At 34.9% G+C, this 21,290-nt stretch carries 25 protein-coding genes and 3 tRNA genes; 25 read left to right on the forward strand and 3 right to left on the reverse strand.

The features are described from left to right. Positions 1-7 precede the first annotated feature (7 nt). Positions 8-1,792: a glycosyltransferase family 39 protein gene (locus NTU58_01165; protein ID MCX6764298.1), complete on the reverse strand. Its 1,785-nt coding sequence runs from the start codon at positions 1,790-1,792 to the stop codon at positions 8-10. Between the two features lie 44 nt (positions 1,793-1,836). Beyond that, positions 1,837-3,438 (reverse strand): glycosyltransferase family 39 protein, encoded by a 1,602-nt coding sequence (locus NTU58_01170; GenBank protein ID MCX6764299.1) that lies wholly within the window; start codon positions 3,436-3,438, stop codon positions 1,837-1,839. Between the two features lie 110 nt (positions 3,439-3,548). Between NTU58_01170 and NTU58_01175 the strand changes: the two genes are divergently transcribed. The 10 genes from NTU58_01175 to rpmG all read left to right on the forward strand — a co-directional run bounded on the left by NTU58_01175 (position 3,549) and on the right by rpmG (position 8,762). Beyond that, a complete protein-coding gene (locus NTU58_01175; protein MCX6764300.1) occupies positions 3,549-3,875 on the forward strand; it encodes a hypothetical protein in 327 nt (108 codons plus the stop codon). Positions 3,876-3,915: 40 nt separating this feature from the next. Then, positions 3,916-4,533 carry a dTMP kinase gene (gene tmk / locus NTU58_01180; protein MCX6764301.1) on the forward strand — a complete coding sequence of 206 codons (618 nt, stop codon included), beginning with the start codon at positions 3,916-3,918 and terminating at the stop codon, positions 4,531-4,533. After that, positions 4,530-5,201, forward strand: coding sequence for a deoxyribose-phosphate aldolase (deoC, locus tag NTU58_01185; protein MCX6764302.1), 672 nt, complete (start codon positions 4,530-4,532; stop codon positions 5,199-5,201). Before tmk ends, deoC begins: the two co-directional genes overlap by 4 nt. A gap of 5 nt (positions 5,202-5,206) precedes the next feature. Further along, on the forward strand, positions 5,207-6,682 hold the full coding sequence (gene gatB / locus NTU58_01190; GenBank protein ID MCX6764303.1) for an Asp-tRNA(Asn)/Glu-tRNA(Gln) amidotransferase subunit GatB: 1,476 nt from the start codon (positions 5,207-5,209) through the stop codon (positions 6,680-6,682). Positions 6,683-6,853: 171 nt separating this feature from the next. Then, complete coding sequence (locus NTU58_01195; protein ID MCX6764304.1) at positions 6,854-7,183, forward strand: KH domain-containing protein; 330 nt, start codon at positions 6,854-6,856, stop codon at positions 7,181-7,183. Between the two features lie 82 nt (positions 7,184-7,265). After that, positions 7,266-7,937 (forward strand): tRNA (guanosine(37)-N1)-methyltransferase TrmD, encoded by a 672-nt coding sequence (gene trmD / locus NTU58_01200; protein ID MCX6764305.1) that lies wholly within the window; start codon positions 7,266-7,268, stop codon positions 7,935-7,937. A 122-nt stretch (positions 7,938-8,059) separates the two neighbouring features. Continuing rightward, positions 8,060-8,144: transfer RNA gene (locus NTU58_01205), tRNA-Tyr, on the forward strand. Between the two features lie 92 nt (positions 8,145-8,236). Beyond that, positions 8,237-8,494 carry a GIY-YIG nuclease family protein gene (locus NTU58_01210; protein ID MCX6764306.1) on the forward strand — a complete coding sequence of 86 codons (258 nt, stop codon included), beginning with the start codon at positions 8,237-8,239 and terminating at the stop codon, positions 8,492-8,494. A gap of 7 nt (positions 8,495-8,501) precedes the next feature. Then, positions 8,502-8,573, forward strand: a tRNA-Thr gene (locus NTU58_01215). A 24-nt stretch (positions 8,574-8,597) separates the two neighbouring features. Further along, complete coding sequence (gene rpmG / locus NTU58_01220; protein MCX6764307.1) at positions 8,598-8,762, forward strand: 50S ribosomal protein L33; 165 nt, start codon at positions 8,598-8,600, stop codon at positions 8,760-8,762. A 226-nt stretch (positions 8,763-8,988) separates the two neighbouring features. Here the strand turns inward: rpmG and NTU58_01225 are convergent, their stop codons facing one another. Further along, entirely contained in the window at positions 8,989-9,279 is a 291-nt protein-coding gene (locus NTU58_01225) for a hypothetical protein (GenBank protein MCX6764308.1), read from the reverse strand. A 205-nt stretch (positions 9,280-9,484) separates the two neighbouring features. On the opposite strand from NTU58_01225, the gene prs reads away from it, so the two are divergent. The 15 genes from prs to NTU58_01300 all read left to right on the forward strand — a co-directional run bounded on the left by prs (position 9,485) and on the right by NTU58_01300 (position 21,186). After that, positions 9,485-10,426, forward strand: coding sequence for a ribose-phosphate diphosphokinase (gene prs, locus NTU58_01230; GenBank protein ID MCX6764309.1), 942 nt, complete (start codon positions 9,485-9,487; stop codon positions 10,424-10,426). Between the two features lie 91 nt (positions 10,427-10,517). Next, a tRNA-Trp gene (locus tag NTU58_01235) sits at positions 10,518-10,588 on the forward strand. A 140-nt stretch (positions 10,589-10,728) separates the two neighbouring features. After that, positions 10,729-12,135: an FIST C-terminal domain-containing protein gene (locus tag NTU58_01240; protein ID MCX6764310.1), complete on the forward strand. Its 1,407-nt coding sequence runs from the start codon at positions 10,729-10,731 to the stop codon at positions 12,133-12,135. Between the two features lie 52 nt (positions 12,136-12,187). After that, positions 12,188-12,508 carry a hypothetical protein gene (locus tag NTU58_01245; protein ID MCX6764311.1) on the forward strand — a complete coding sequence of 107 codons (321 nt, stop codon included), beginning with the start codon at positions 12,188-12,190 and terminating at the stop codon, positions 12,506-12,508. Positions 12,509-12,638: 130 nt separating this feature from the next. Beyond that, a complete protein-coding gene (locus tag NTU58_01250) occupies positions 12,639-13,460 on the forward strand; it encodes an orotidine 5'-phosphate decarboxylase (protein MCX6764312.1) in 822 nt (273 codons plus the stop codon). A gap of 13 nt (positions 13,461-13,473) precedes the next feature. After that, the gene (locus NTU58_01255; GenBank protein MCX6764313.1) at positions 13,474-14,145 is read left to right on the forward strand and encodes a hypothetical protein; all 672 of its coding nucleotides are present in this window, start codon (positions 13,474-13,476) and stop codon (positions 14,143-14,145) included. A gap of 105 nt (positions 14,146-14,250) precedes the next feature. Then, positions 14,251-15,012, forward strand: coding sequence for a phosphatidate cytidylyltransferase (locus NTU58_01260; GenBank protein ID MCX6764314.1), 762 nt, complete (start codon positions 14,251-14,253; stop codon positions 15,010-15,012). Positions 15,013-15,137: 125 nt separating this feature from the next. Then, positions 15,138-15,353 (forward strand): hypothetical protein, encoded by a 216-nt coding sequence (locus tag NTU58_01265; GenBank protein MCX6764315.1) that lies wholly within the window; start codon positions 15,138-15,140, stop codon positions 15,351-15,353. Between the two features lie 77 nt (positions 15,354-15,430). After that, positions 15,431-15,784 (forward strand): hypothetical protein, encoded by a 354-nt coding sequence (locus tag NTU58_01270; GenBank protein MCX6764316.1) that lies wholly within the window; start codon positions 15,431-15,433, stop codon positions 15,782-15,784. Between the two features lie 97 nt (positions 15,785-15,881). Continuing rightward, positions 15,882-16,016: a hypothetical protein gene (locus tag NTU58_01275; protein ID MCX6764317.1), complete on the forward strand. Its 135-nt coding sequence runs from the start codon at positions 15,882-15,884 to the stop codon at positions 16,014-16,016. A 6-nt stretch (positions 16,017-16,022) separates the two neighbouring features. Continuing rightward, entirely contained in the window at positions 16,023-16,688 is a 666-nt protein-coding gene (locus NTU58_01280) for a DUF1648 domain-containing protein (protein MCX6764318.1), read from the forward strand. 114 nt (positions 16,689-16,802) lie between these two features. Then, positions 16,803-18,419 carry an efflux RND transporter periplasmic adaptor subunit gene (locus tag NTU58_01285; protein MCX6764319.1) on the forward strand — a complete coding sequence of 539 codons (1,617 nt, stop codon included), beginning with the start codon at positions 16,803-16,805 and terminating at the stop codon, positions 18,417-18,419. Beyond that, complete coding sequence (locus NTU58_01290) at positions 18,419-19,126, forward strand: ABC transporter ATP-binding protein (protein ID MCX6764320.1); 708 nt, start codon at positions 18,419-18,421, stop codon at positions 19,124-19,126. The genes NTU58_01285 and NTU58_01290 overlap by 1 nt, the downstream gene beginning before the upstream one ends. Positions 19,127-19,339: 213 nt before the next feature. Further along, positions 19,340-20,524 carry an ABC transporter permease gene (locus tag NTU58_01295; protein MCX6764321.1) on the forward strand — a complete coding sequence of 395 codons (1,185 nt, stop codon included), beginning with the start codon at positions 19,340-19,342 and terminating at the stop codon, positions 20,522-20,524. A gap of 2 nt (positions 20,525-20,526) precedes the next feature. Then, positions 20,527-21,186 carry a protein-L-isoaspartate O-methyltransferase gene (locus tag NTU58_01300; protein ID MCX6764322.1) on the forward strand — a complete coding sequence of 220 codons (660 nt, stop codon included), beginning with the start codon at positions 20,527-20,529 and terminating at the stop codon, positions 21,184-21,186. Positions 21,187-21,290 lie beyond the last annotated feature (104 nt).

Raw genomic sequence — 21,290 nt, forward strand, 5'->3', positions numbered from 1 at the left:
CCAGTTTTTATTTTATATAGTAAACAAAGATTGAATTACCAATAAAAGCTACAGGATTATATTGATTAAGCCAATCATAATAGTCGGTTCTTTCCGTGTAATCCGGCAAAGCCATGGCCCGTCCTCCCTGAAGTTGGTTGGCAGACACCACCAAATAATTGCCCTTTGGCAAGTCGTTCGGAGATTTTTTCCCATCCCATCTTACATATTTTCCTTTTATGTAATAATCAAGGTCAGCTCCGCCGAAATAATCAATGTAGATTTTGTTAACATTGTTTTCTTCCATCCAGCTTTTTAATCTTTTAAAATCCTGCCCCCAATCCAAATTTGAATCAACCACATATTTATATCCGTTTTTAGGGCCGCCGACCGTTTCATTAAAGTAAGTTAAAAAATAAGGAAAAACCATTAAAGAAGAACCAATATACCAGCCGAGTAAAATTATTATCAAAAATAAAGCTGCTTTTTTAAAAGGAGCTTTTTTGATGTTATTTAAGAAGTTATTAATACCAAGGCAGGTCAAAATGAAGATAAAGGGCAGAGAAGGCAAGAGGTGCCTGACTCCTATATTAAGGGAGCCTGCCATTGAGGTTATCCAGTATATCAATACAAAAATCATCATTGAAAATTCTGTAAAATGATTTCTCACCCAATTCTTGATGTTATTTAGAATTTCTTTGAAAACTATTTTTTTAATTAAAACGGCGCTCGCTAAAATGGAAATTAGAGTGAGAAGGTGGAAAGCTAAGGGCAATTTTATAAAATAAACGACCGGAAAATAAAACCACCAACCGGCGGCCGAAACCATTCCAAAGAAATAAGTGGTGTTGCCGGTAGCAGTTCTGTTGGTTGCCATTAAAAGGCCTTCCGCATATTGGGCTATCGGCCGGGTTACAGGGTTTTTTGTCATTGCGAGATTCAAATTGATAATGGGTTTTGGAATGGCAGTGGTTTCCAGGAAAGCTTTGGTTTCGCTATATTGCAAGTCGGAAGGATAGTTTATCATATGATATCCATAAACAAGCCAGATAACACCGAGAGCTAAGAAAAGCAAAGCGAAGCCCGGGAAAATATATTTTAATAAGTTTTTAAATTTATTGCCGTTTTCTAAAAATATAAAAACAATTGTAATTACCGCGAAAAAAGGAAAAAGCAAAATCAATGAAAATTTAAATAATAAAGATATTCCCAAGGCTAATCCACCAAAAATGATATTTTTCTTGGACGGATTTTTAAGAAATTTTAAATAATAATAAGTAGCTAGGGTAGCCCCGAGGGCAGCGGCCACATCGGTGGTTACGAATCTTCCATTGGCGATAAAAGTGGGAGAAAAAGAAAAAACAGTCAAAACCAGGAGAGCTAATTTATTGCCTCCCAATTCTTTTGCCCAGCGGAAGGCGAACCATCCTAAAAATAATAAAATCAGAATCATCGGGACTCGGGCCCAGAATATTATTTTATCGGCATCGTTTCCGGAGCGGTATAAAAAATCCGAACCGAAATTAAATTGCACCCACCATCTTCCCTGGGACCCTTCCTGCCAAGCAGGGCTGTCTTTGGGAAAATTGATATTCATGAACAAAAGCGGAAGAGCGGAAAAATCTTTAACCAAAGGGGGATGCTCAGGATTTAATCTGTAATCTTTTTGGGTTAAATAGGAGTAGCCTGCCGGCAGATGGGCCAGCTCGTCAAAGGTTAGAGCATCGCCTTTCATGCTTAAAGCCGATATTAAAAAAATAAAAGCCAAAACAACAACGCAGATAATATTAGTTAATTTGTTTGATAATTGCATAATTTTTAAATTTTATTTTATCCTAATAACTTGGAGATGATATTTTATTTTTCTATTTCAAAAATAACAAAAGTTTCTTTTTCTATAATTTTTGCTTCAGGAAACTTTCTTTTCAGTTCATTAAAAAGCGAGTTTTTGTATATTGGAATAATAACGGTATTTTTATCGCCCAAAACAATTTTATCCAAATCTTGGGCTTTAATATAATTGGCTCGAGTTGTACCGAATTTAGTATTTTCAATAAACATCGGTGTTTGGCCGGGAATTGAGATGCCATAAAGCGGATATTGCAGTTCATTAACAATGACATATGTTTTTACGTTATTTGGCAAAGAATTAAGGTAATTTCCAATATCAAAAAGACCTTGGTCAAATGCTCCTTTGACTGCCGGACTTTGACCCCAAACAACAAAATATCTGTTGTATTCTCCATACGAGAACCAAGAAAGACAAAGAATTAATCCCAGAAACAAGGCGATCTTGGATTTTACTTTCAGAAAATCTTTTATTTTTTGATAAAGAAACACAAACCCTATGGCTGATAATATAAAAGCCGGAGGGATGGCCCCAATTGACCTTAAGGCGTGGGGAATGCCTTCGTAAGTTAAAGCGCTGGGTAAAATCATTACAAAAAGCCAAATTAATATGGTCGAATAAACAAGGAGCTGCGGATAATCTTTGTTTTTTAAGAAATAAAGAGATTTTTTGATTGAAAGGACAAATCCGATTAAAAATGCAATACCTATCGGCCAGAATAAAAGCGGCGACGGCCATGGGAAAATAGGAGAGAGAGCTATGTTGTGTCTCCAGTTGGGGTCTCCGTAAAAATTAAACATTCCCAAGTGAATCACAAAACTTCTTACAAAGCTTTTTATGGGATTAGGTTGTGAAAAAACCGAGACACCGGTTGCCCGACCGATAAAGTCTCCGGGATGTTGCATGAAATAAAAACCAATGGGAATAGCCACAATAACAATAGAGATAAAAATAAAAAAAGAGAAAAGAAAGAATTTTTTAAGAATTTTTTCCTTGTAATAAATCAAAAGCCATATAATAAACAAGAAAGCCAAAAGAAGTACGGCCAATCTAAAGGAAATATAAGTGTGAAAACCCAAACCGAAAATAGCCCCGCCGATTATCAAATCCAAAATTTTTTTAGTTCTAAGTCCTTTAAATAAAAAATAAAGAGAAAAAACCAAAATAAAAGGAGTAAAAATTGCTCTAAATCCCATTCTTGAAAAATTTACATGCCAAAAAGAAATAGCCAGAAAAAAAGAGGAAAGCAGAGCTATAAAATCCGAGACATTGGGCTTAAAGTTAGAAAGTTTAAAAATTTCTTTGGTGAACAAAAAAATTCCCAAAACCGTCAAAATTCCGATAATGGCCGAAACAATTTTTATCGACCAAATACTGATTCCAAAAATTAAAAAGGAAAACCCTATTAAGTTTATAAACAATCCTTCCCGGCCGTTGTTTTCCGGGTAAAAAATCTTAAAGTCATGATTTTTTATCGCCGACAGCGCATCAGTTCCGTTCATTGCGACATCGGGATAGAGGCCCGGTGGAATCGAATTCAGTTTCCATAATCGAAAGAAACAAGCTATTGAAAGAATAATAATTAAAAGAAGTAATATTTTTTTATTCATTAAGACATTTTAGCAATAAAATCAATTAAATAGAAGCAATCAATTGTGGATTTTGACAAAAGAAGCCCAATTTGTTATTTTTAAAATTAGTTATTTTACAAGGTGAGAAGATGGATGGAAAACAATTAAAAATAATAAACCCCGCCTTACAAGACCTTAAAAGATTAGAGGTTATTCAAGGGTTCAACGATAAGTTGGTAATAAACAGAGATTTATTCAGAGTGGATATTATAGTATATCCAAACTGGGGAAAGAAAATTCTTTTTCGTTTGATAAACGGTTTTAATTGCGAAGAAGTAAAAAAATGCAAAGAAGATAGAATCTATTATTTAAGCGTGTTTGAAGCAACAACCAAAGCCAGGATCAAGGCGGAAATTATCAGAATTTTATTAATTGAAATGAATAAAACAGGAATAAAAAACAATAATGCTCATTAATGAGCTTTTTTTGTTTAAAAATTATGATAATATGAAATATATGCAAAACAATAATTATCCTGGAAAATTTATCGTTTTTGAGGGATTAGATGGTTCCGGCCAATCAACTCAAGTCAGTCTTATGAAAGAATATTTGGAAAAAAAAGGATTTAAAGTTTTTTCGACCAAAGAACCGACTAAAAATTTAAGCGTTGCCCAAGAAATAAAAGATGTTTTGGAAAAAAAGAAAGAAACTTCCGCCGAGAATCTCCAAAAATTATTTGTCAAAGACAGAAAAGAGCATTTAGAGAAAGAAATTTTACCGGCCCTGGAAAGAGGGGAAATGGTTATTTCTGACCGTTATTTTTTCTCTACTTTTGCTTTCGGCACTGCCGACGGGTTGGACTTAGAATGGCTTATTCAGTTAAACAAAGAATTTTTAATGCCGGACGTTACTTTTTTATTAAAAGTGAAGCCCGAAACTTGCCTGGGAAGAATTACCAAAAGAGGAACCGAAAAAACCCTTTTTGAAGTTAAAGAAAAAATGCATAGAATTTGGGCGATTTTTGAAAAATTAGTTCCAAGATTCAATAATGTTTTTTTAATTGACGGAGAAAAATCAATTCAAGAGGTTTTTGAAGATTCAAAAAAAATAATAGAAAATAACCTAAAAATATGAAAAATATCAATCAAATAGCCAAAATTATCGACCAAACCAACATTGATTTAAAAGCAACCATTGAAGATATAAAGAAAACCTGCCAAGAAGCTAAAGAATACGGATTCAGAGGAGTTTGCATTAATCCCAAATGGACAAAATTGGCAAAAAAAGAATTAAAGGGAAGCAATACCAAGGTTATAATCTTAATTGACCCGCCAATGGGGCAAAGCACAACCTTGCAGCGAGTTAGAGCTTGTAAAAAAGCTAAAAAAGACGGAGCCGACGAGACAGACGTGGTAATGAATATTATTGATTTAAAATATGAAAGATATGGCAAAGTTTTAAAAGACCTGAAAACGATTTGTAAGATTCTGCCTACTAAAGTGATAATCGGTTCGGGGTTTTTGACAGACGGGGAAATTGAGAAAGCTTCAACATTGGTCAAGGAAGCCGGTGCCATTTGCGTGAAAACAGCCACATCAAAAGACCCGCTTGAAAGCCGGGAAATGGAAGAAAAGGCCAAGCATGTGGCAATTATGAAAAAGTCAGCCCCGGGATTATTGATTAAAGCTTCCGGCCGTGTTTCCAACTTAGAGGATTTGAAAAAAATGGTGGAAGCCGGCGCTGATTTAATCGGCACGAGCTACGGCGTTCAGATAATAAAAGAAACGTTTAACCAAAAATAATTTATATGGCGAAATTAAAGCCGGTAATTGGATTGGAGATTCACGTTGAATTGGGGACTAAAACCAAAATGTTTTGTTCTTGCTTGAATGACCCGGACCAAAAAAGTCCGAATTTTAACGTTTGTCCGGTTTGTATGGGGCACCCCGGAGTTTTACCGGTTGCCAACGAAGAGGCGATTGAAAGGGTTATAAAAACTGGAATTTCTTTAAATTGTGAAATTTCAGAAGACTCGAAATTTGACCGAAAAAGTTATTTTTATCCCGACCTGCCCAAAGGTTATCAAATCAGCCAGTTTTACATTCCTTTTTGCAAACAAGGATTTTTAAAAATAAATAATAAAAAAATAAGAATCAGGGAAATTCATTTGGAAGAAGACACGGGCCGGCTGGTTCATCCCGTGGACGAAGATTCCAGCTTGGCTGATTTTAACAGGGCGGGGATTCCCTTAATGGAGCTGGTTACCGAGCCCGATATTAATTCAGCCAAAGAGGCCAGGGAATTTGCCCAAGAACTTCAGCTTATTTTAAGATACTTGGACATTTCAAAGGCTGATATGGAAAAAGGACAAATGAGGGTGGAGGCGAACATTTCAGTCGGGAAAAACAATAAACTGGGTACAAAAGTGGAAATAAAAAATATTAATTCTTTCAGGTCCGTAGAAAGGGGAATTGATTATGAAATAAAAAGACAGACGGAACTTTTAGAATCGGGGGAGCAAATTGTTCAGGAAACCAGGGGCTGGCTGGAAGAAAAGGGCGAAACCCAGAGCCAGAGGACAAAAGAGGAAGCCCATGATTACAGATATTTTCCGGAACCGGATTTGCCCGTCTTTAAAACAGGAACCAAAAATTATATTTCAAGAATAAAAAGACAACTTCCCGAGCTTCCCAATCAAAGAAGGGAAAGATTTAATAAAGAGTATAATTTATCGGAAAGGGAAATTGAAATTTTTGTGCAAAACAAGGATTTGGGCGAATATTTTGAAAAAGTTTATTCGGAGTTGAAAGATTGGGTTTCTTCGGTTGAAATGAAAAGAAAAATTTCCAAAAAAGAAGAAACAAAGCTGATTAAGCTTTGCACGAATTATCTTTTAACCGACCTACAATTTTTAATTAAAGGAAAAGCCTTTGAAAAAGAAAAATTTCCCATAACTCCGGAAAATTTTGGCGAGTTCATCACTTTGATTTATGAAGGAAAAATTTCTTCAAAAATCGGAAAAATGTTGTTGCCGGAAATGTTTAAAACGGGCGGGGACCCTTCTCAATTAATCAGAGAAAAGGGCTTGTCTCAGATCGATGACCGTTCTGAAATTGAAACAAAGGCCAAAAAAATAATTTCTGAGAACCAAAAAGCCATTGAAGATTTCAAAAAAGGCAAAGAAACGGCCCTTCAGTTTTTAATTGGCCAGTTTATGAAGGAGACAAAGGGCAAGGTTAATCCCCAAAAAGCCGCAGAAATTTTAAAGGACCTTTTGAAATAAAAGTTTGACAAAAGATTTCAAGAGAGTAAAATAGGCAATACACATACTGAATAAACAGATAAAGTAATAGTAGTTTCAAATGACCGATTTTCAGAATTTTTAAAGGATAAAATCGGAAGCAAAGGTCGGAGCTACTAACAAAGATTAAAAGATTGTTAAATCAAGGAAAACATGACAAAAGATACCAAAGATAAGGACTTTCTTGAGTTTATTATAAAAAACTTGGTTGACCATCCTGACGATGTCAAAATCGACCGAAAAGTAGACGAAATGGGAGTTTTACTTTCTTTGACAGTAAACCTCGAAGACATGGGACAGATTATCGGTCGTCAAGGAGAAACAGCCAGAGCAATTCGAAATTTAGTTCGAATTGTCGGTCTTAAAAATCACGCCAGAGTGAATTTAAAGATCGAAGAGCCGGAAGGCTCTACCAGGCCTGCCAGGTCTGACTCAGGTCCAAGGAGAGGATCTGAAAGAGATTTGGGGGATTTAAATTTGTAAATTCAAAGTTTACAGAAAACAGAAAACCGTGCTATCATTTTAATGAAAGCACGGTTTTCGTTTAACCGTAGTTTTTTACCATATGATTCAGTTTGATATTATTACCATTTTCCCTCATATTTTTGATTCTTATTTAAAAGAATCTCTTATTCAAAGGGCCGTTAAATCCGGTTTAATTAAGGTTAAAGTTCATAATTTAAGAGATTTTGCCCCTGATTCCAGAAAAACGGTTGATGACCGGCCTTTTGGCGGAGGAATCGGCATGGTGATGAAAGTGGAGCCGATTTTTAAAGCAGTTAATAAGATTAAATCCGCCAGTGGGCGAACAAAGGTTATTCTTTTTACTCCTCGGGGTAAAAAATTTGATCAAGAGTTAGCTTACCAATTTTCAAAGCTTAAAAAAATAATTTTAATTTGCGGCCGTTACGAGGGAGTGGACGAAAGAGTGGCAAAAAATATTGCCGATATCGAACTTTCAATCGGGGAATACGTTTTAATGGGAGGGGAGTTGCCGGCGGAAATTTTGATTGAAACAATCTCCAGACTGATTCCCGGGGTTTTGGGGAACCCCCAATTATTAAAAGAAAGAATTCCTTCAAAAGCTGGCAGGGGAGGCAGGGGATTTATTGAATATCCTCAATATACCCGTCCCGAAATTTTTAATAAATGGAAAGTTCCTAAATTGTTGTTATCGGGAAATCACAAAAAAATTCAGGAATGGCGAAAGCAAAACGGAAAGATTGTTTCGTCCTAAGTGGTTCGATAAACTCAATATAAATTCCGCCGAAGGATCGAAGGATTTATCCTGAGCGAAGCCGAAGGATTGAAAAATAGATTTTAATATAGTATAATTTTTGTGTATCAAAGGTAATAAAGGGGTAGGTTGCAGAGTAGCTAATGCACCAGTCTGTAAAACTGGCGCCTTCGGGCTTCGGGGGTGCAAGTCCCTCCCTACCCACCACGTAAAGAAAATTTTAAAAAAAATTTTCCACGTGGTAGGCGCGTGATGAAATTTTATATAAATTTCATTTTACGCGCCACCATGTAGAACATATGTTTTATACTTATCTTTTGGAGAGTAATATCGATAAAAGTTGGTACATTGGTTATACAAAAGATTTAAGAGAAAGATTTCTAAGTCACAATAAAGGAGAAAACATAGCAACAAAGAATAAAAAACCATGGAGATTAATTTATTATGAAGCATATATAAATATAATTGATGCCAAGAAAAGAGAAAAATTTTTAAAATCAGGTTCAGGAAGAAAATTTCTTAAACGGCAAATTAGTAATTATTTAATAAAAACCTAATTAAATTGCCGATGTAGCTCAGTGGTAGAGCAACTCCATGGTAAGGAGTAGGTCGCCAGTTCAAGTCTGGCCATCGGCTCTCGAAATTAATAACAAAAAAAATATGGCAAAAAAGAAAAGACCGTTTGTAAAACTTCAGTGCCAAACCTGCAAAAGAGTTAATTATCATGTTAATAAATCCAAGGCTTCGCGCGAGAAAAAACTGGAATTGAAAAAATTTTGCAATTGGTGCAAAAAACATACGCCTCATAAAGAAAGCAAGCGTTAGGCACCTACTATCTTTTTGAATGGGAAGAGATAATAAATCTAAAAGAACTAACCGCTGTTTAATATGGCGGTTTTTCTTATAACGTAGATTTTGAGACTCCTCTATTTTTGTCTAAATTTAACCTAATTAAATAGTCGTACAAGGCGAATTTAACAGGTTTTAAATAAAAAAGCCGGACGGATTCCGTCCGGCAAATTGCATCCGATTCAAGGTAAATCAGTACATCTCATCCATTTATCTTATTATATACTTTTTCGTCAACCCAGTAGTATGGTCCTTTTGGATATCCCGGATGACTCTTGAGGTCTGTAATACCAAACTTGGCAAACAGTCTGCTCCTAATTTGGTCCCGCGGAAGACTTGATAACTCTTGGATTTCGGCCTCGGTCAGTTTAACAGAACCAATCTCAGTTTCCTCGCTATGGTTTTCCCGGGAAAGTGCAATAGTTTTATCAAGATGTCTTACTCCGTCTCTTTCTCCATCTGCGTTTTCTTTCTCGAATAAATACAATTTCATTTTCTTGCCTCCTTTTTTAATAAGCCATTTCCACCCTACCTCTATTTTCGCTTAATTTCAAATAAAAAATCGCCCTATAAGCGATGAACGTATAATTTGCAATCTATATTTTGCACGACATATTGCATAAAGAATCGCCATTTAGGCGGTTTTTTGGTTTGACAAATTAGTGATTTAGAGTAAAAAGATAGAGGAGGTTGAAATATTGAAAGGAATAAAGATTTTTTCAGGAAAGTCTCATCGGAAATTAGCAAAAAGAATTTGTCGGCAATTAGAGGTTCCGTTAAGCCCTTTGAAAATTGAGGAATATGGTAATGGATGTTCTGAAGTAATTTTAGAGAAATATGTTCGCAACAAAATCGTCTTCTTGATTCAGACATCTTCACCCAAAAATTTATCTAAACATCTATTGCAGCTTTTACTGATGACTGAAACTGTTTCAGAATGTGGTGCTAAAAAAATAATCGTAATAATGCCTTATGTTTCCTATTCTCGTTCCGACAAGAAGCACAAGAAGTGTCGTAATAAAATGATTATCGCTGGAAAGTGGTTAATAAGGGCTTTGGAGAAAAACGGAATGAATAAATTCATCGGAATTGATTTTCATTCAAAGAGGTTCGAGAAGTTTTTCTCCCCAGAAACAGAAGTTCATCATCTTTCCGCTTTGCCTTTAATTGTTAAAGCTCTGGAAAAAAAGAACCTTAACCCTGAAAGTACTATCATATTAGCTCCCGATAAAGGAGCTTGTAAAAAGACTTCCCATTTGGCAAAAGAACTAAAAATACCGTTTGGTTGGGTTGAGAAAAAAAGAATAAGCGATACTAAGGTTGAAATAGAGAAGATACACGGTGAAGTCGCTGGCAAAGATGTCATTGTTTTAGATGACGAGATTTCTACTGGAGGCACCATTAAAACTTTAGCCGATAAACTTACAAAACTGAAAGCGAGAAGTTTAACTATTGCAGTTACTCATGGCCTTTTCTTAGGAAAAGCACTCAAGAATTTTCAAAAGATTAAAATACTAAAAAAAATCATAGTTACTGATACTGTTCCCATTTCAAAAAAAGTCAAACGCCATTTGCCATTGGAGATTCTGCCTATAGACGAACTTTTAGCTGAAAAAATAAAAGAAATTTGTAAAAATTAGAGGGGATATTTTTTAAACATCCTCTTTTTTATTTTAAATTATTGTTTGACTTTTTAACCTATATTTTATAAATTTAATAAAGAAAAACGATGGGGGCATAGTTCAACGGTAGAATAATGGTCTCCAAAACCATTGATCTCTGTTCGAATCAGAGTGCCCCCGCCTTCGCTTCGCCGAAGCTTTAGCGTAGGCGAGCTTCGTCTCAGCTACGGCGAGGCAAGCCCGCCAACAAAAATATCCGAAATTTTTTCGGGTTTTTTGTTATTATGCTATAATAAATAAAAATAATTTACAAAAATTTTATGTCATTTGTCTATACGGGAATCGGCGTTTCCCAAAAAGATAATTTAATAGAAGCTGCCAAAGAAGCAGCCGAACAAGCAAAAAAAGAATTGGGAGAAGGAAAAATCCCAAAGCTTTTAATGTTTTTTTGTATTTTTACCTATCCTATAAAAGAATATAAAAAAGCAATAGAAACCGTGTATGGCGTTTTCGGCGATAAAGAGGTCCCTTTAGTCGGAGGCAGTGTTATAGGTTTTTTTGCCAAGGATAAATATTATTTCGACGTAAAAATGGTTGGCAGGATTGTCGGTTCTATGATACAAGGATTGGGCAAAGTTTTTAAACCGTTTAAATTTAACGGAGTTGGTGTGGTGGCTTTGTCTTCAGATTATTTAAGCATAGGAACAGGAATAGGTTTGGATGTAGATAAAAACCCTGAAAAAGCCGGTAAAGATTCAATTACTCAGGCCTTAGATAATTTGCAATATAATCCCTCGGTTGCTTATCTGGCAATGTTAAAAAAAGGCGCTCGGGACCTTACCAAATTTCGGCCAATAAATGGATTTTTGCTGACTCCCGGGTTTTTTCCGAAGGGTAAAGCCAATACTCTCTTTGATAATCAAATTCTTTCCGGAATAACTTCAATAACCAAGAGAAATGTCAGGTTGGCTGGCGGAGGATTGTGCTCCGAATTTGTGGTTGATCCAAATCATGTTTTAATATCTCCTGGAAGTGTTTTTTTTAACCACGAAGTTTATCAAAACGCCGTGACATCTATTGTTTTCGGTTCTGATTTAGAAATCGGATACGGAACCGCTGCCGGAGCTAATCCTTTGGGAGTATCCGTGGTTATTACCAAAGGGGAAGGGTATGTAATTGAAGAATTAAATGGAAAACCGGCCGTGTCTTTTTTGGCAGAGATAGTCGGAAAATATACTGATATTAAAAAAGAAACTTTTTTAAACAATCCTTGGATTTTAGCTTTCAAAGGAATTTATATGGCTCTTCCCGAGCCTTTAGGGGACTTTTATTGGCCCGTAGTTATAGCCGGCCGGGATGGAGAGAAGATAAAAACAGTTGTCCCTATTAGAAATGGATTAGCTTTAAATTTGATAAAAACAGCAGGTAAGTCTGCCGAAGAAGCGCCAAGCCAAGCTACTAAAATGATGATTGAAGACGCTCAGTCTGAAAATTTTGAATTTGTTTTATTTTCTTCTTGCGCTGGCCGGGGTTCTGTTTTAGGCAAGAAATATTTCCAAGAGATAGAAGGAATTAAAAAAGTTTTAAATAATAAAGAAACTCCGATTTTCGGCCTTTGTTCTTGCGGGGAACAGGCTTTTTATAAATTAGGACAGGTAGTTGGCACGGCCGGTATTTTTACTTTAATGGGCATTTCCAATCGTCTTGTTTCTGAAACTAAAGAATAAATTTTATTGACTAAATTATTAATTTAGAATAAAAAGATGGAGGAGGGTTGAAATGAGTCCTTTAAAAGATGAAAATACTGATAAATCCCAAAAGCTAAAAGCAGAAGATTATTGCGTTGAATTTAGAATCCTGGCAAAAATTTACGAATACACAGAAATCAAGAAAAAACCAATTTGGTTTTCAAGGTTGGTTTATTGTTTCAGGGGAAAGATTTTTAGAAACGAAATATCTAAAGCAGAAGACAGATTATATCATTGGGGCATAATTGATAAAAAGTATAAAGACGCAGAGGGTTTGTGGACGTGTTGTTATCTTATTGAAGACGAAGCAGTGGATTTTGCAAGAATGCTTTACGAGAAAATAAATTTATGAAAATTTTCTCGTTTTTTTATTGACAAATAATGTTTTTTAGAGATAATTAAAAAAGGAGGAAAACTCTTTTTTTAATTGGAGTTAGTACTTTTAAATAAAAAAAACATGGAAAGAAAAGGAAGGTGAAAAAATGAGTGGAAAAATGAACGCGAAAGATAGGCTGATTTTAGCTTTAGACCCCAATAGAGAAGAAATAAAAAAATGGATGAGAACGGAGCCGACAAATAAGGTTAAAGAAAAAATAAGAGAAAAAGTAGTTTCTATTCTGGACGAGCTGGAAGGAGAAGTTGGTTTTGTGAAGGTAAACTATGTTTCCAGCATGGTTCCTGATATTATTGATATCATTCAGCAAAGGAAAATTGGTGTTTGGCTGGACGGAAAATACAAAGACATTCCAGGAACTGTTGAAGGATGGACAATGGGTGCAATTCTGAACAACGTAGATAAAATAACAATTCACGCTGACGGTGGATTAAAAATGATTCAGTACGCAACAGAAATAGCAAAAATAACGAAAGAAATAAAACAGTTTCGAGACATTGAAATTTTTGCAATCAGCGTTTTAACCAGCATTGGCCCTGAAGTTCTTAGTAACGAACTGAAAATACCCGGAAATCTTATGAATAAAGTTATGGTATATGCCAAATTAGCTGAAAAAGGAGGAGTGGATGGAGTTGTGGCCTCTGCTATGGAATCGCCCGTTTTAGCAAGAAAATTAAAATCAGGAATGCACATTATTACACCAGCGATAACACCAAACTGGGCAATAAAAAGGGATGATCAAAATAAATCTAGAATTACTACTCCTTACCAAGCAATAATCAGCGGATCAACTAAAATTGTAGTAGGCAGCGCCATTATTGATGCTGAAACATACGGAAAAACGAGAATTGAAGCAGCTCAAGCCATTGTAGCTGAAATTGATCAAGCCTTGACCAGCAGGAATTTCTAGGGAGGAATTTTTGATGACACCAGTCACCAATAGTGAAGATAAAATTTTAGAACCTTTTAAAAAATATGATGCTATCTGGTTGCACGACGGTAATTCTAAAAATCCTCACGCCGAATTGACCACAGGAAAATGCAGTAACGCTTACTTTAATTGTCGTAGAGTTCTAAAAGATCCATTCGCCAATTTTAATTTAGCCAGAGAACTGGTTCTGCAATTAAAGCAAAAAGGAATAGAAAACATTGATTGGGTTATAGGCTCTCCGATGTCGGCAATAACTTTTTCTTACGAAGTAGCTAAGGGGTTTGAAGCTTTTCACGGTTTTACCGAGAAAGATCCTCTTGATCCCAAGAAAATGGTTTGGAAAAGTGAAACCATCCCAGAGGGTTCTAATGTTCTACAGATTGAAGAATTAATTACAACGAGTCATACTTTCAAAGAAGTTCGTCGGGCTATCCTAGAAGGAAACCTAGAAAAAATCAATCTTCTGCCAATAATCGGAACTATTATTCATCGTCCGCCAAAACTCCCCGTGGAATACGAAATCAATGGTCAGAAAATTGAAATCGTGGCTTTGTTTGAAAAAGAAGTTTGGGCAATAGATCCTTTAGAATGTCCTTTATGCAAGCTTGGTTCTGTCCCTTATCCTCCGAAAAGTCATTGGAAAGAGTTAATCGGAAAAAAATAACCAAAATATAACCCACTGGAACTATTTCAGTGGGATTTTTTATTATTCGTGATTTGCTTGACTTTTTATATTTAGATGTTAAAATATTAAAAGGAGGTTAGTACATTGTCAAATATAAATGATAAAACTTTAAATCAGAACGATACAGAAAATAATTTTAGAAAAAGATTGATCACTTTCGCTGTTTTATTAATCCCAATAGGATTTCTTTTTTTGATTATTATTCCGTCTTTTTTTTCAAAATATTTTCCTTTTTTAACGAGTTTTGCTTTAATTTTTTTAGCTTGGCAATGCGTTAAAGAAATTGGGAAAATAGAAAAAGGCAGAAATCAAGAAAAGTTATCCTTGCTGTCAATTTTTTTCGCGATATATATATTTATCGCCCTAGGCATGTATTCCTATTTGATATTCAGCGAGAACGGGTTTTTGTGGCTTATAGTTGCAATTATTGGCGTCGCTTTTTTTGATTCGTTCTCTTATCTGATAGGAAAAACTGTGCGATTTTTTATGAATTTTTTATTCCTGAAAAAATTTATTAAAAAACAAATAAAAATTCATAAAATGGTTCCGACTATTTCTCCCAAGAAAACTTGGGAAGGAGCAGTAGGAGGCTTTATCGCTTGCTTAATAGCCGTTGGCATATCGGGGAAATTACTTCTTTTATTGGATTTTTGGCAGATAATAATTACAGGAACTTTTATCGCCGTGCTTGCTTTTCTAGGCGATTTATTCGAATCGTTTTATAAAAGAAAAATGGAAATAAAAGATTCGGGAAGTGTTTTACCGGGCCACGGTGGTTTACTCGACAGAATCGACAGCGCCTTATTGGTTATTTTTGGGATCATTCTTTTAAAGCTGATTTTCTGATCTTTCTAAAAATGGGCAGGTAATTTATATTTGCCCATCTTTTTATTTACTTGACATCTGTCTTAATATGAGTTATTATGTAATCAGCAATTTCAAAGGTAAATAATTGCAGAGAGGTAATAGAAATGAAATTTGTTAATGAAAAATTGACCGAACATCAAAAGCTAGGGATAAAACTGCTAGGAATTTCAGCGATATTAGGAATACTTTCGGTAGGGGCATTTCTTTTAGGAGCAGGAGAAGTGATTTATGAAGCACTTTTTGGTTGTTTTGCTTTATCTTTTAGCACAGGCATGATTTCGGCGACATGGGAAACGATAGGAGTAAACATTTATTATTAATTAAAATTAAGAAATGATTTTTATCTCATTTCTTTTTTTTATTCAAAAATAATGGTAATATTAATTAATATACTTTTATGCCCCAAGCTTTAAATAAGGAAAAAAGTAAAAGCGCCTTTGACGAAGAAGTTTATAAAAAACTGGGAATAAATGAATTGATTTTGTTTTGTGTTTACTCGGTGAATAACTCTCAAGAAAATTGCACAATTGAAAGATTGGTAAAAGAATGTTTTACGCTGTTTCCCAAAGCTTTTAGCTTTAATAATTTTCCCCAATGGCCCGATTCCAGGAAATTAGACCGCCCGCTTCGCGCCTTAAGAAACAAAAAACTGATTAAAGGGGACCCTAAAAGTAAATTTTCCTTAACCGACCTCGGAAAAAAAACAATTAAAGACACTGCCAAATTTTTAACCCAAAAAAAATTATGGTAAAATAAATTATATCAAATATGAGGCCTTACGAAGTTATTCTTACAATCATCGCTTTTATCGCAACCATTTTAATTTTGCTGACTATTTTTAAAACGTTATGAAACCTTACGAAATTCCGCTTGTAATTATTAGTTTTATTTTAGGCATTTTTCTTCTTTCAGTTGCCCTTTCAAGTACAGCTCCTAATTGGTTGGCTTTTGTGGGAGGTTTTATTAAAACAATAGTAAAATAAAAAAAGATGAAAAAAAATATTTTAGTTAAAATAACGATTTTATTTATAATATTCGTGTCTTTCGGGATGAGCGCTTTTTTTTATCCCGTACTTCCCGATAAAATGGCTTCCCATTGGAACATTAAGGGAGAGATAGACGGTTATCTGTCTAAAACTTGGGCTTTATTTTTGATGCCCGCAATTTCCTTGATATTATTTTTATTTTTCATTTTAATTCCCAGAATAGACCCCTTAAGGGAAAATATCGAAAAATTTATAAAATATTATTACGGGTTTATTATAGTTTTAATTTTATTTTTATATTATATTTACTACATTACTCTTATTTTAAATATCGGATTTAAATTTAATATTATCCAATTATTAATTCCCGCTTTTGCCGGCCTTTTTTATTATCTGGGCATTCTAACGGAAAACTTAAAAAGAAACTGGTTTATCGGCATTAGAACTCCCTGGACATTGAGCAGTGACAATGTTTGGTTAAAAACCCATAAAACCGGAGGGAAACTTTATAAAACTTGCGGAGCGATTACGCTTTTGGGGATATCTTTTCCTGATTTTGCCATTTTTTTAGTTATTTTACCTATAATTTTATTTTCTTTAGGCTTGATTGTTTTCTCTTATTTTGAATATAAAAAAGAGGAAAAAAAATCCAAAAGAAGAAAAAAATAAATAATTTTTTTTGGTATTTTTTAAATAAAAAAAGGCTTGATGCCTTTTTTAACGGAAATTAATCTCCAATAAGTTAAAATAAAATCTATGTTTTTAAACTTAAATATCGCGTTTATGAAAAAAAAGCCGATTATTTTAATTATTATAGTTTTAATTTTAATTTTGTTGGGAAGTTATAAGTTTTTTTTTGGTGTAAAAAAAGAAGTTTATAATTTTGATACGGCAAAAATTGGAAACGTTGTTCAGGAGGTATCTGCTGTTGGCCGAGTTCAGAAAGGAGAGCTGATAAATTTAGGCCTTAAAGATGTCGGTAAGATTGATAAAATTTATATTAAGGTTGGAGACGATGTTAAATCCGGAGAAAAATTATTAAAAATTGAAACAACCCAGCTTTCAATTCAGCTCGTTGAAGCTAAAGCTGCTTTAGATTTGGCAAACTCAGAATTAAACAAGTTATTAGTCGGTGAAACTCCGGAAAAAATTAAAGTTATTCAGACAGGGGTTGATAATGCCAAAATTACTTATGAAAATGCAAAACAATCATTGACCGATATTACTAATTCAGCCGAAGAAAATTTAAATTCATCTTATGAGGATGCTTTAATTATTTTGGAAGATTCTTATTTGAAAGCTTACAACGCTTTCAATTCCGCGGATTTAATCAAAAGAACGTATTTTACCTATAATGACCAGGAAAGCATAAATTTTAAAGAGAAAAAAGAAATAATAGAAAATTTAAAAAACCAGATTAAATACTATTTGGATTTGGCAAAAGCAGACCCAAAAAGCCAAAATATTGATATTGCCTTAACCAAAATAAAAGACAATTTAGATGATATTTACGATGCTTTAAGCGTGATTCGAAATCTTTGCGAAGGAAATTACCGGGACATTGTTTCTTCGACTGATAAAACTTATTTAGACACCCATAAAACAAACATTAATACCGTTTTAGCCAGCATTGTTAGCGCTGAACAATCTATTTCTTCAACAAAATTAACCAATAATTACAATATAAATACCGCTAAAGCTTCGGTTCTTTCAACGGAAGGGGCTTTTAAAAAAGCACAAGACGAAATGTCTCTGATGTTGGCCGGTCCCCGGCAAGAAGATATTGATTTATACCGGGCTAAAAAAAATCAGGCTGGAGCAAGGCTTAATATTTTGGAAAATCAAATCGCAGAAGCTGTTTTAAAAAGTCCTGTGGATGGAAAAATAACAAAGATAAATAAAGAAATAGGTGAGCAAGTATTGATGGGCGAGGCGGTTATTTCTTTAATCCCGGCAAAACCATTTCAAGTTGAAACGGATGTTTCCGAATCGGATATCGGAAAAATTAAAATTGGAAATTACATCAAAATTATTTTAGATGCTTTTCCGGAAGAAGAATTTTCAGGGAAGGTGATTGAAATTGACCCTGCCGAAACCGTAATTGCCGGCGTAATTTATTATAAAATCAAAGCCAGCCTTGAATCTGAAGATGAAAGAATCAAACCTGGGATGACGGCAAATCTTACCGTTATTATTGACTCGAAAGAAAACGCCTTGGTTATTCCCCAAAGAGCGGTTATTGAAAAAAATGGCAAGAAATTTACAAGAATCTTAAAAAACAAGGATAATTTTGAAGAAATAGAAATACAGACCGGTTTAAGGGGAAGCAGCGGTGTAATTGAAATTTTATCCGGCCTGAAAGAAGGAGATAAGGTTATTACTTCAATAAAAGAGAAATAATGATAGAGGTTAGGAATATTAAAAAAACTTATAATGGCATTGTCCCCACCAAAGCTCTTGATGGGGTTTCTTTTGATATTGCAGAAGGAGAGTTTGTGGCCATTATGGGACCATCTGGTTGCGGTAAATCAACCTTAATGCATATTATGGGTTTTTTAGATAAGCCGAGCTCCGGAACTTATAAATTAAAAGGAAGAAGTATGGATGATTTTAATGATGACGAACTGGCGAGAATAAGAAACAAAGAAATGGGTTTTGTTTTCCAAAGTTTTAATTTACTTGCGAGAACCTCTGTTTTGGAAAACGTTAAACTTCCTTTGACTTATAGCGGGCTATCTTCTGAAATGGAGGATAAACTGGCAATAAAGGCCTTGGAAGCAGTCGACCTTTCCAAGAGGGCTCCTTATTTATCAAATCAATTATCCGGCGGAGAACAGCAAAGAGTGGCGATAGCTCGAGCAATAGTAAATCATCCTTCGGTTATTTTTGCCGACGAACCAACGGGAAATCTGGACAGCAAGTCCGGCCAGCAAATAATGGATATTTTGCAGAAAATTAATGATGAAGGGCGTACGATAATTTTGGTTACTCACGAAAAATACACCTCGGAAATGGCCAAACGTCTTATTCAGCTGAAAGACGGAAAAATAGTCAGCGATGAAAAAATTGCCTATAGAAGGCTCGCCAAAGACGGTTTGATCAAATAAATTTTATGAACCCCGTTAGAAGTCCTAGACATAAAAAATTTAAGTTAAATTTTTTATGTTTATTGCTAGCGGGGTATAAAAAAAATAAAAGTTCGTCAAAAATCAACAACCTGTTGCTTTATAAGACGAACTTCTAACTGGGTGAAACTATTATATTCTTTTAAAACAGCTGTTATCGGCTTAAAAACGCACAAAGTTCGTTCCTTTTTAACCATGCTTGGAATTATTATCGGAATTGCGGCTGTAGTGGGAATGATGTCTTTGGGAGCCGGAGCTCAAAACTTGATAGTGGGCCAAGTGATGTCTTTAGGTTCCAATAATGTTTTTATTGAGCCGGGATCTTTTGACCCTAAAAAAACTTCAATGATGGAAGCGATGATGGAGCAGATGGAAATAAAAACCTTAAAAATCAGCGATTGCGAAGCGATAACAAAATTGAATAACGTAGAATCGGCATCTCCGATAGTTATGGGAATGGGAAGGGTTGTATATAAGGGTATTGATAAAAAAATAAGTTTTCTTGGCACCAATGAAAGTGCTCAAAAAGTTTTAGAAAATAAAATTGTTTTGGGCCGGGAAATGACGGAAACGGATATTAAATCCCGGGCCGCTGTTGCTATTTTGGGTTATAAAATTAAACAGGATTTATTTGGCGATGAAGATCCGATAGGTTCGACGATAAGAATTAAAAATGTAAATTTTAAAGTAATAGGGGCGGCGGAAGAAGTGGGAAGTCAGATGTTTCTTTCGATTGATGAATATATATTTGTTCCGGTTACCGCCGCTCAGAAGCTTTTGTTGGGAACGGATCATTTAAATAATATTATAATGAGAATAAAGGACGAAAAAAAATTAGATGAAACGATAGAAGATGTGCGCTTTCTCTTGAGGGAAAGGCATAATATTTACAATCCCGAGAATGATTTAAGTAAGGATGATTTTAGGATAATGAGCCAAGAAGAAGCCGCCAGCACCTTAACTTCAATTACCGGAATCTTTACTTTATTTCTTTCAAGCGTCGGCGCTATTGCATTGGTCGTGGGGGGCATTGGAATAATGAATATTATGTTAGTTTCCGTGACTGAAAGAACAAGAGAAATCGGTTTAAGAAAAGCTGTAGGAGCTCGGAAAAAAGATATTTTGTTACAGTTTTTATTGGAAGCCATCGTGCTTACCATTATAGGAGGAATTATAGGCATTATTTTGGGGATTATTTTTTCTTTTATCGGGGGCATAGCCATTAGTAATATTTTAAGCGTAGGATGGAAATTTTTTATTTCCTTGAAAGCCATAGCATTGGGTTTTGGCTTTTCGGCTATGACCGGACTGGTTTTTGGAATTTATCCGGCTCGTAAAGCCGCTAAATTAAATCCAATTGAAGCTCTTCGTTACGAATAATTATGGCAAATTTAGTTGATTCTTTAATAAAAGAGGGGTGGCTAAAGACTCCCGAAATAATTGAAGCTTTCAGAAAAATAAAAAGAATAGATTTTTTGCCAAAAGACCTTAAAGATTTAGCCGGACTGAATCAGGCTCTGCCTATTGGTTTTGAGCAAACTATTTCCCAGCCATTGGTAGTGGCTTTTATGTTGGAAAAATTGGAACCTAAAAAAGGAGATAAAATTTTAGATATAGGTTCGGGTTCCGGTTGGACAACCGCCTTGCTTTCGGAAATTGTCGGGAAGGAAGGAAAGGTGATTGCCATTGAATTGGTTCCCGAATTGGCGGAGTTTGGCAAGAGAAATGCAGAAAAATATAATTTCGTGAAAGCGGGAAGAGCCTCTTTTATTTACGCCGATGGCTCAAAGGGATATCCCAACATAACCTCTTGTCCTGAGCTTGCCGAAGGATTTGATAAGATTTTATGTTCAGCTTCAGTTCACAAAAAAATTCCTTCTGCCTGGAAAGACCAGTTAAAAATAGGAGGCAGAATTGTGACTCCCATTGATTCTTCGATTTGGTTATTGATTAAAAATCCGCCGACTGGCGGAGCAAAGAGTGATAAATTTGAAGAAATTGAGTTTCCCGGGTTTTCTTTCGTGCCCTTAATCGTTAAATAGATAAAAAATTTATTAATATTTTTTATTTTAGATTGAAAATTATCCCTGCCTTTCACGCGTAATTTCGGATTTGAAAGTATTTCAGCTTCGTTGTATCCTAGATA

It is taken from the genome of Candidatus Nealsonbacteria bacterium, assembly GCA_026396195.1.
Classification (GTDB): domain Bacteria; phylum Patescibacteriota; class Minisyncoccia; order Minisyncoccales; family JAGGXC01; genus JAPLXH01.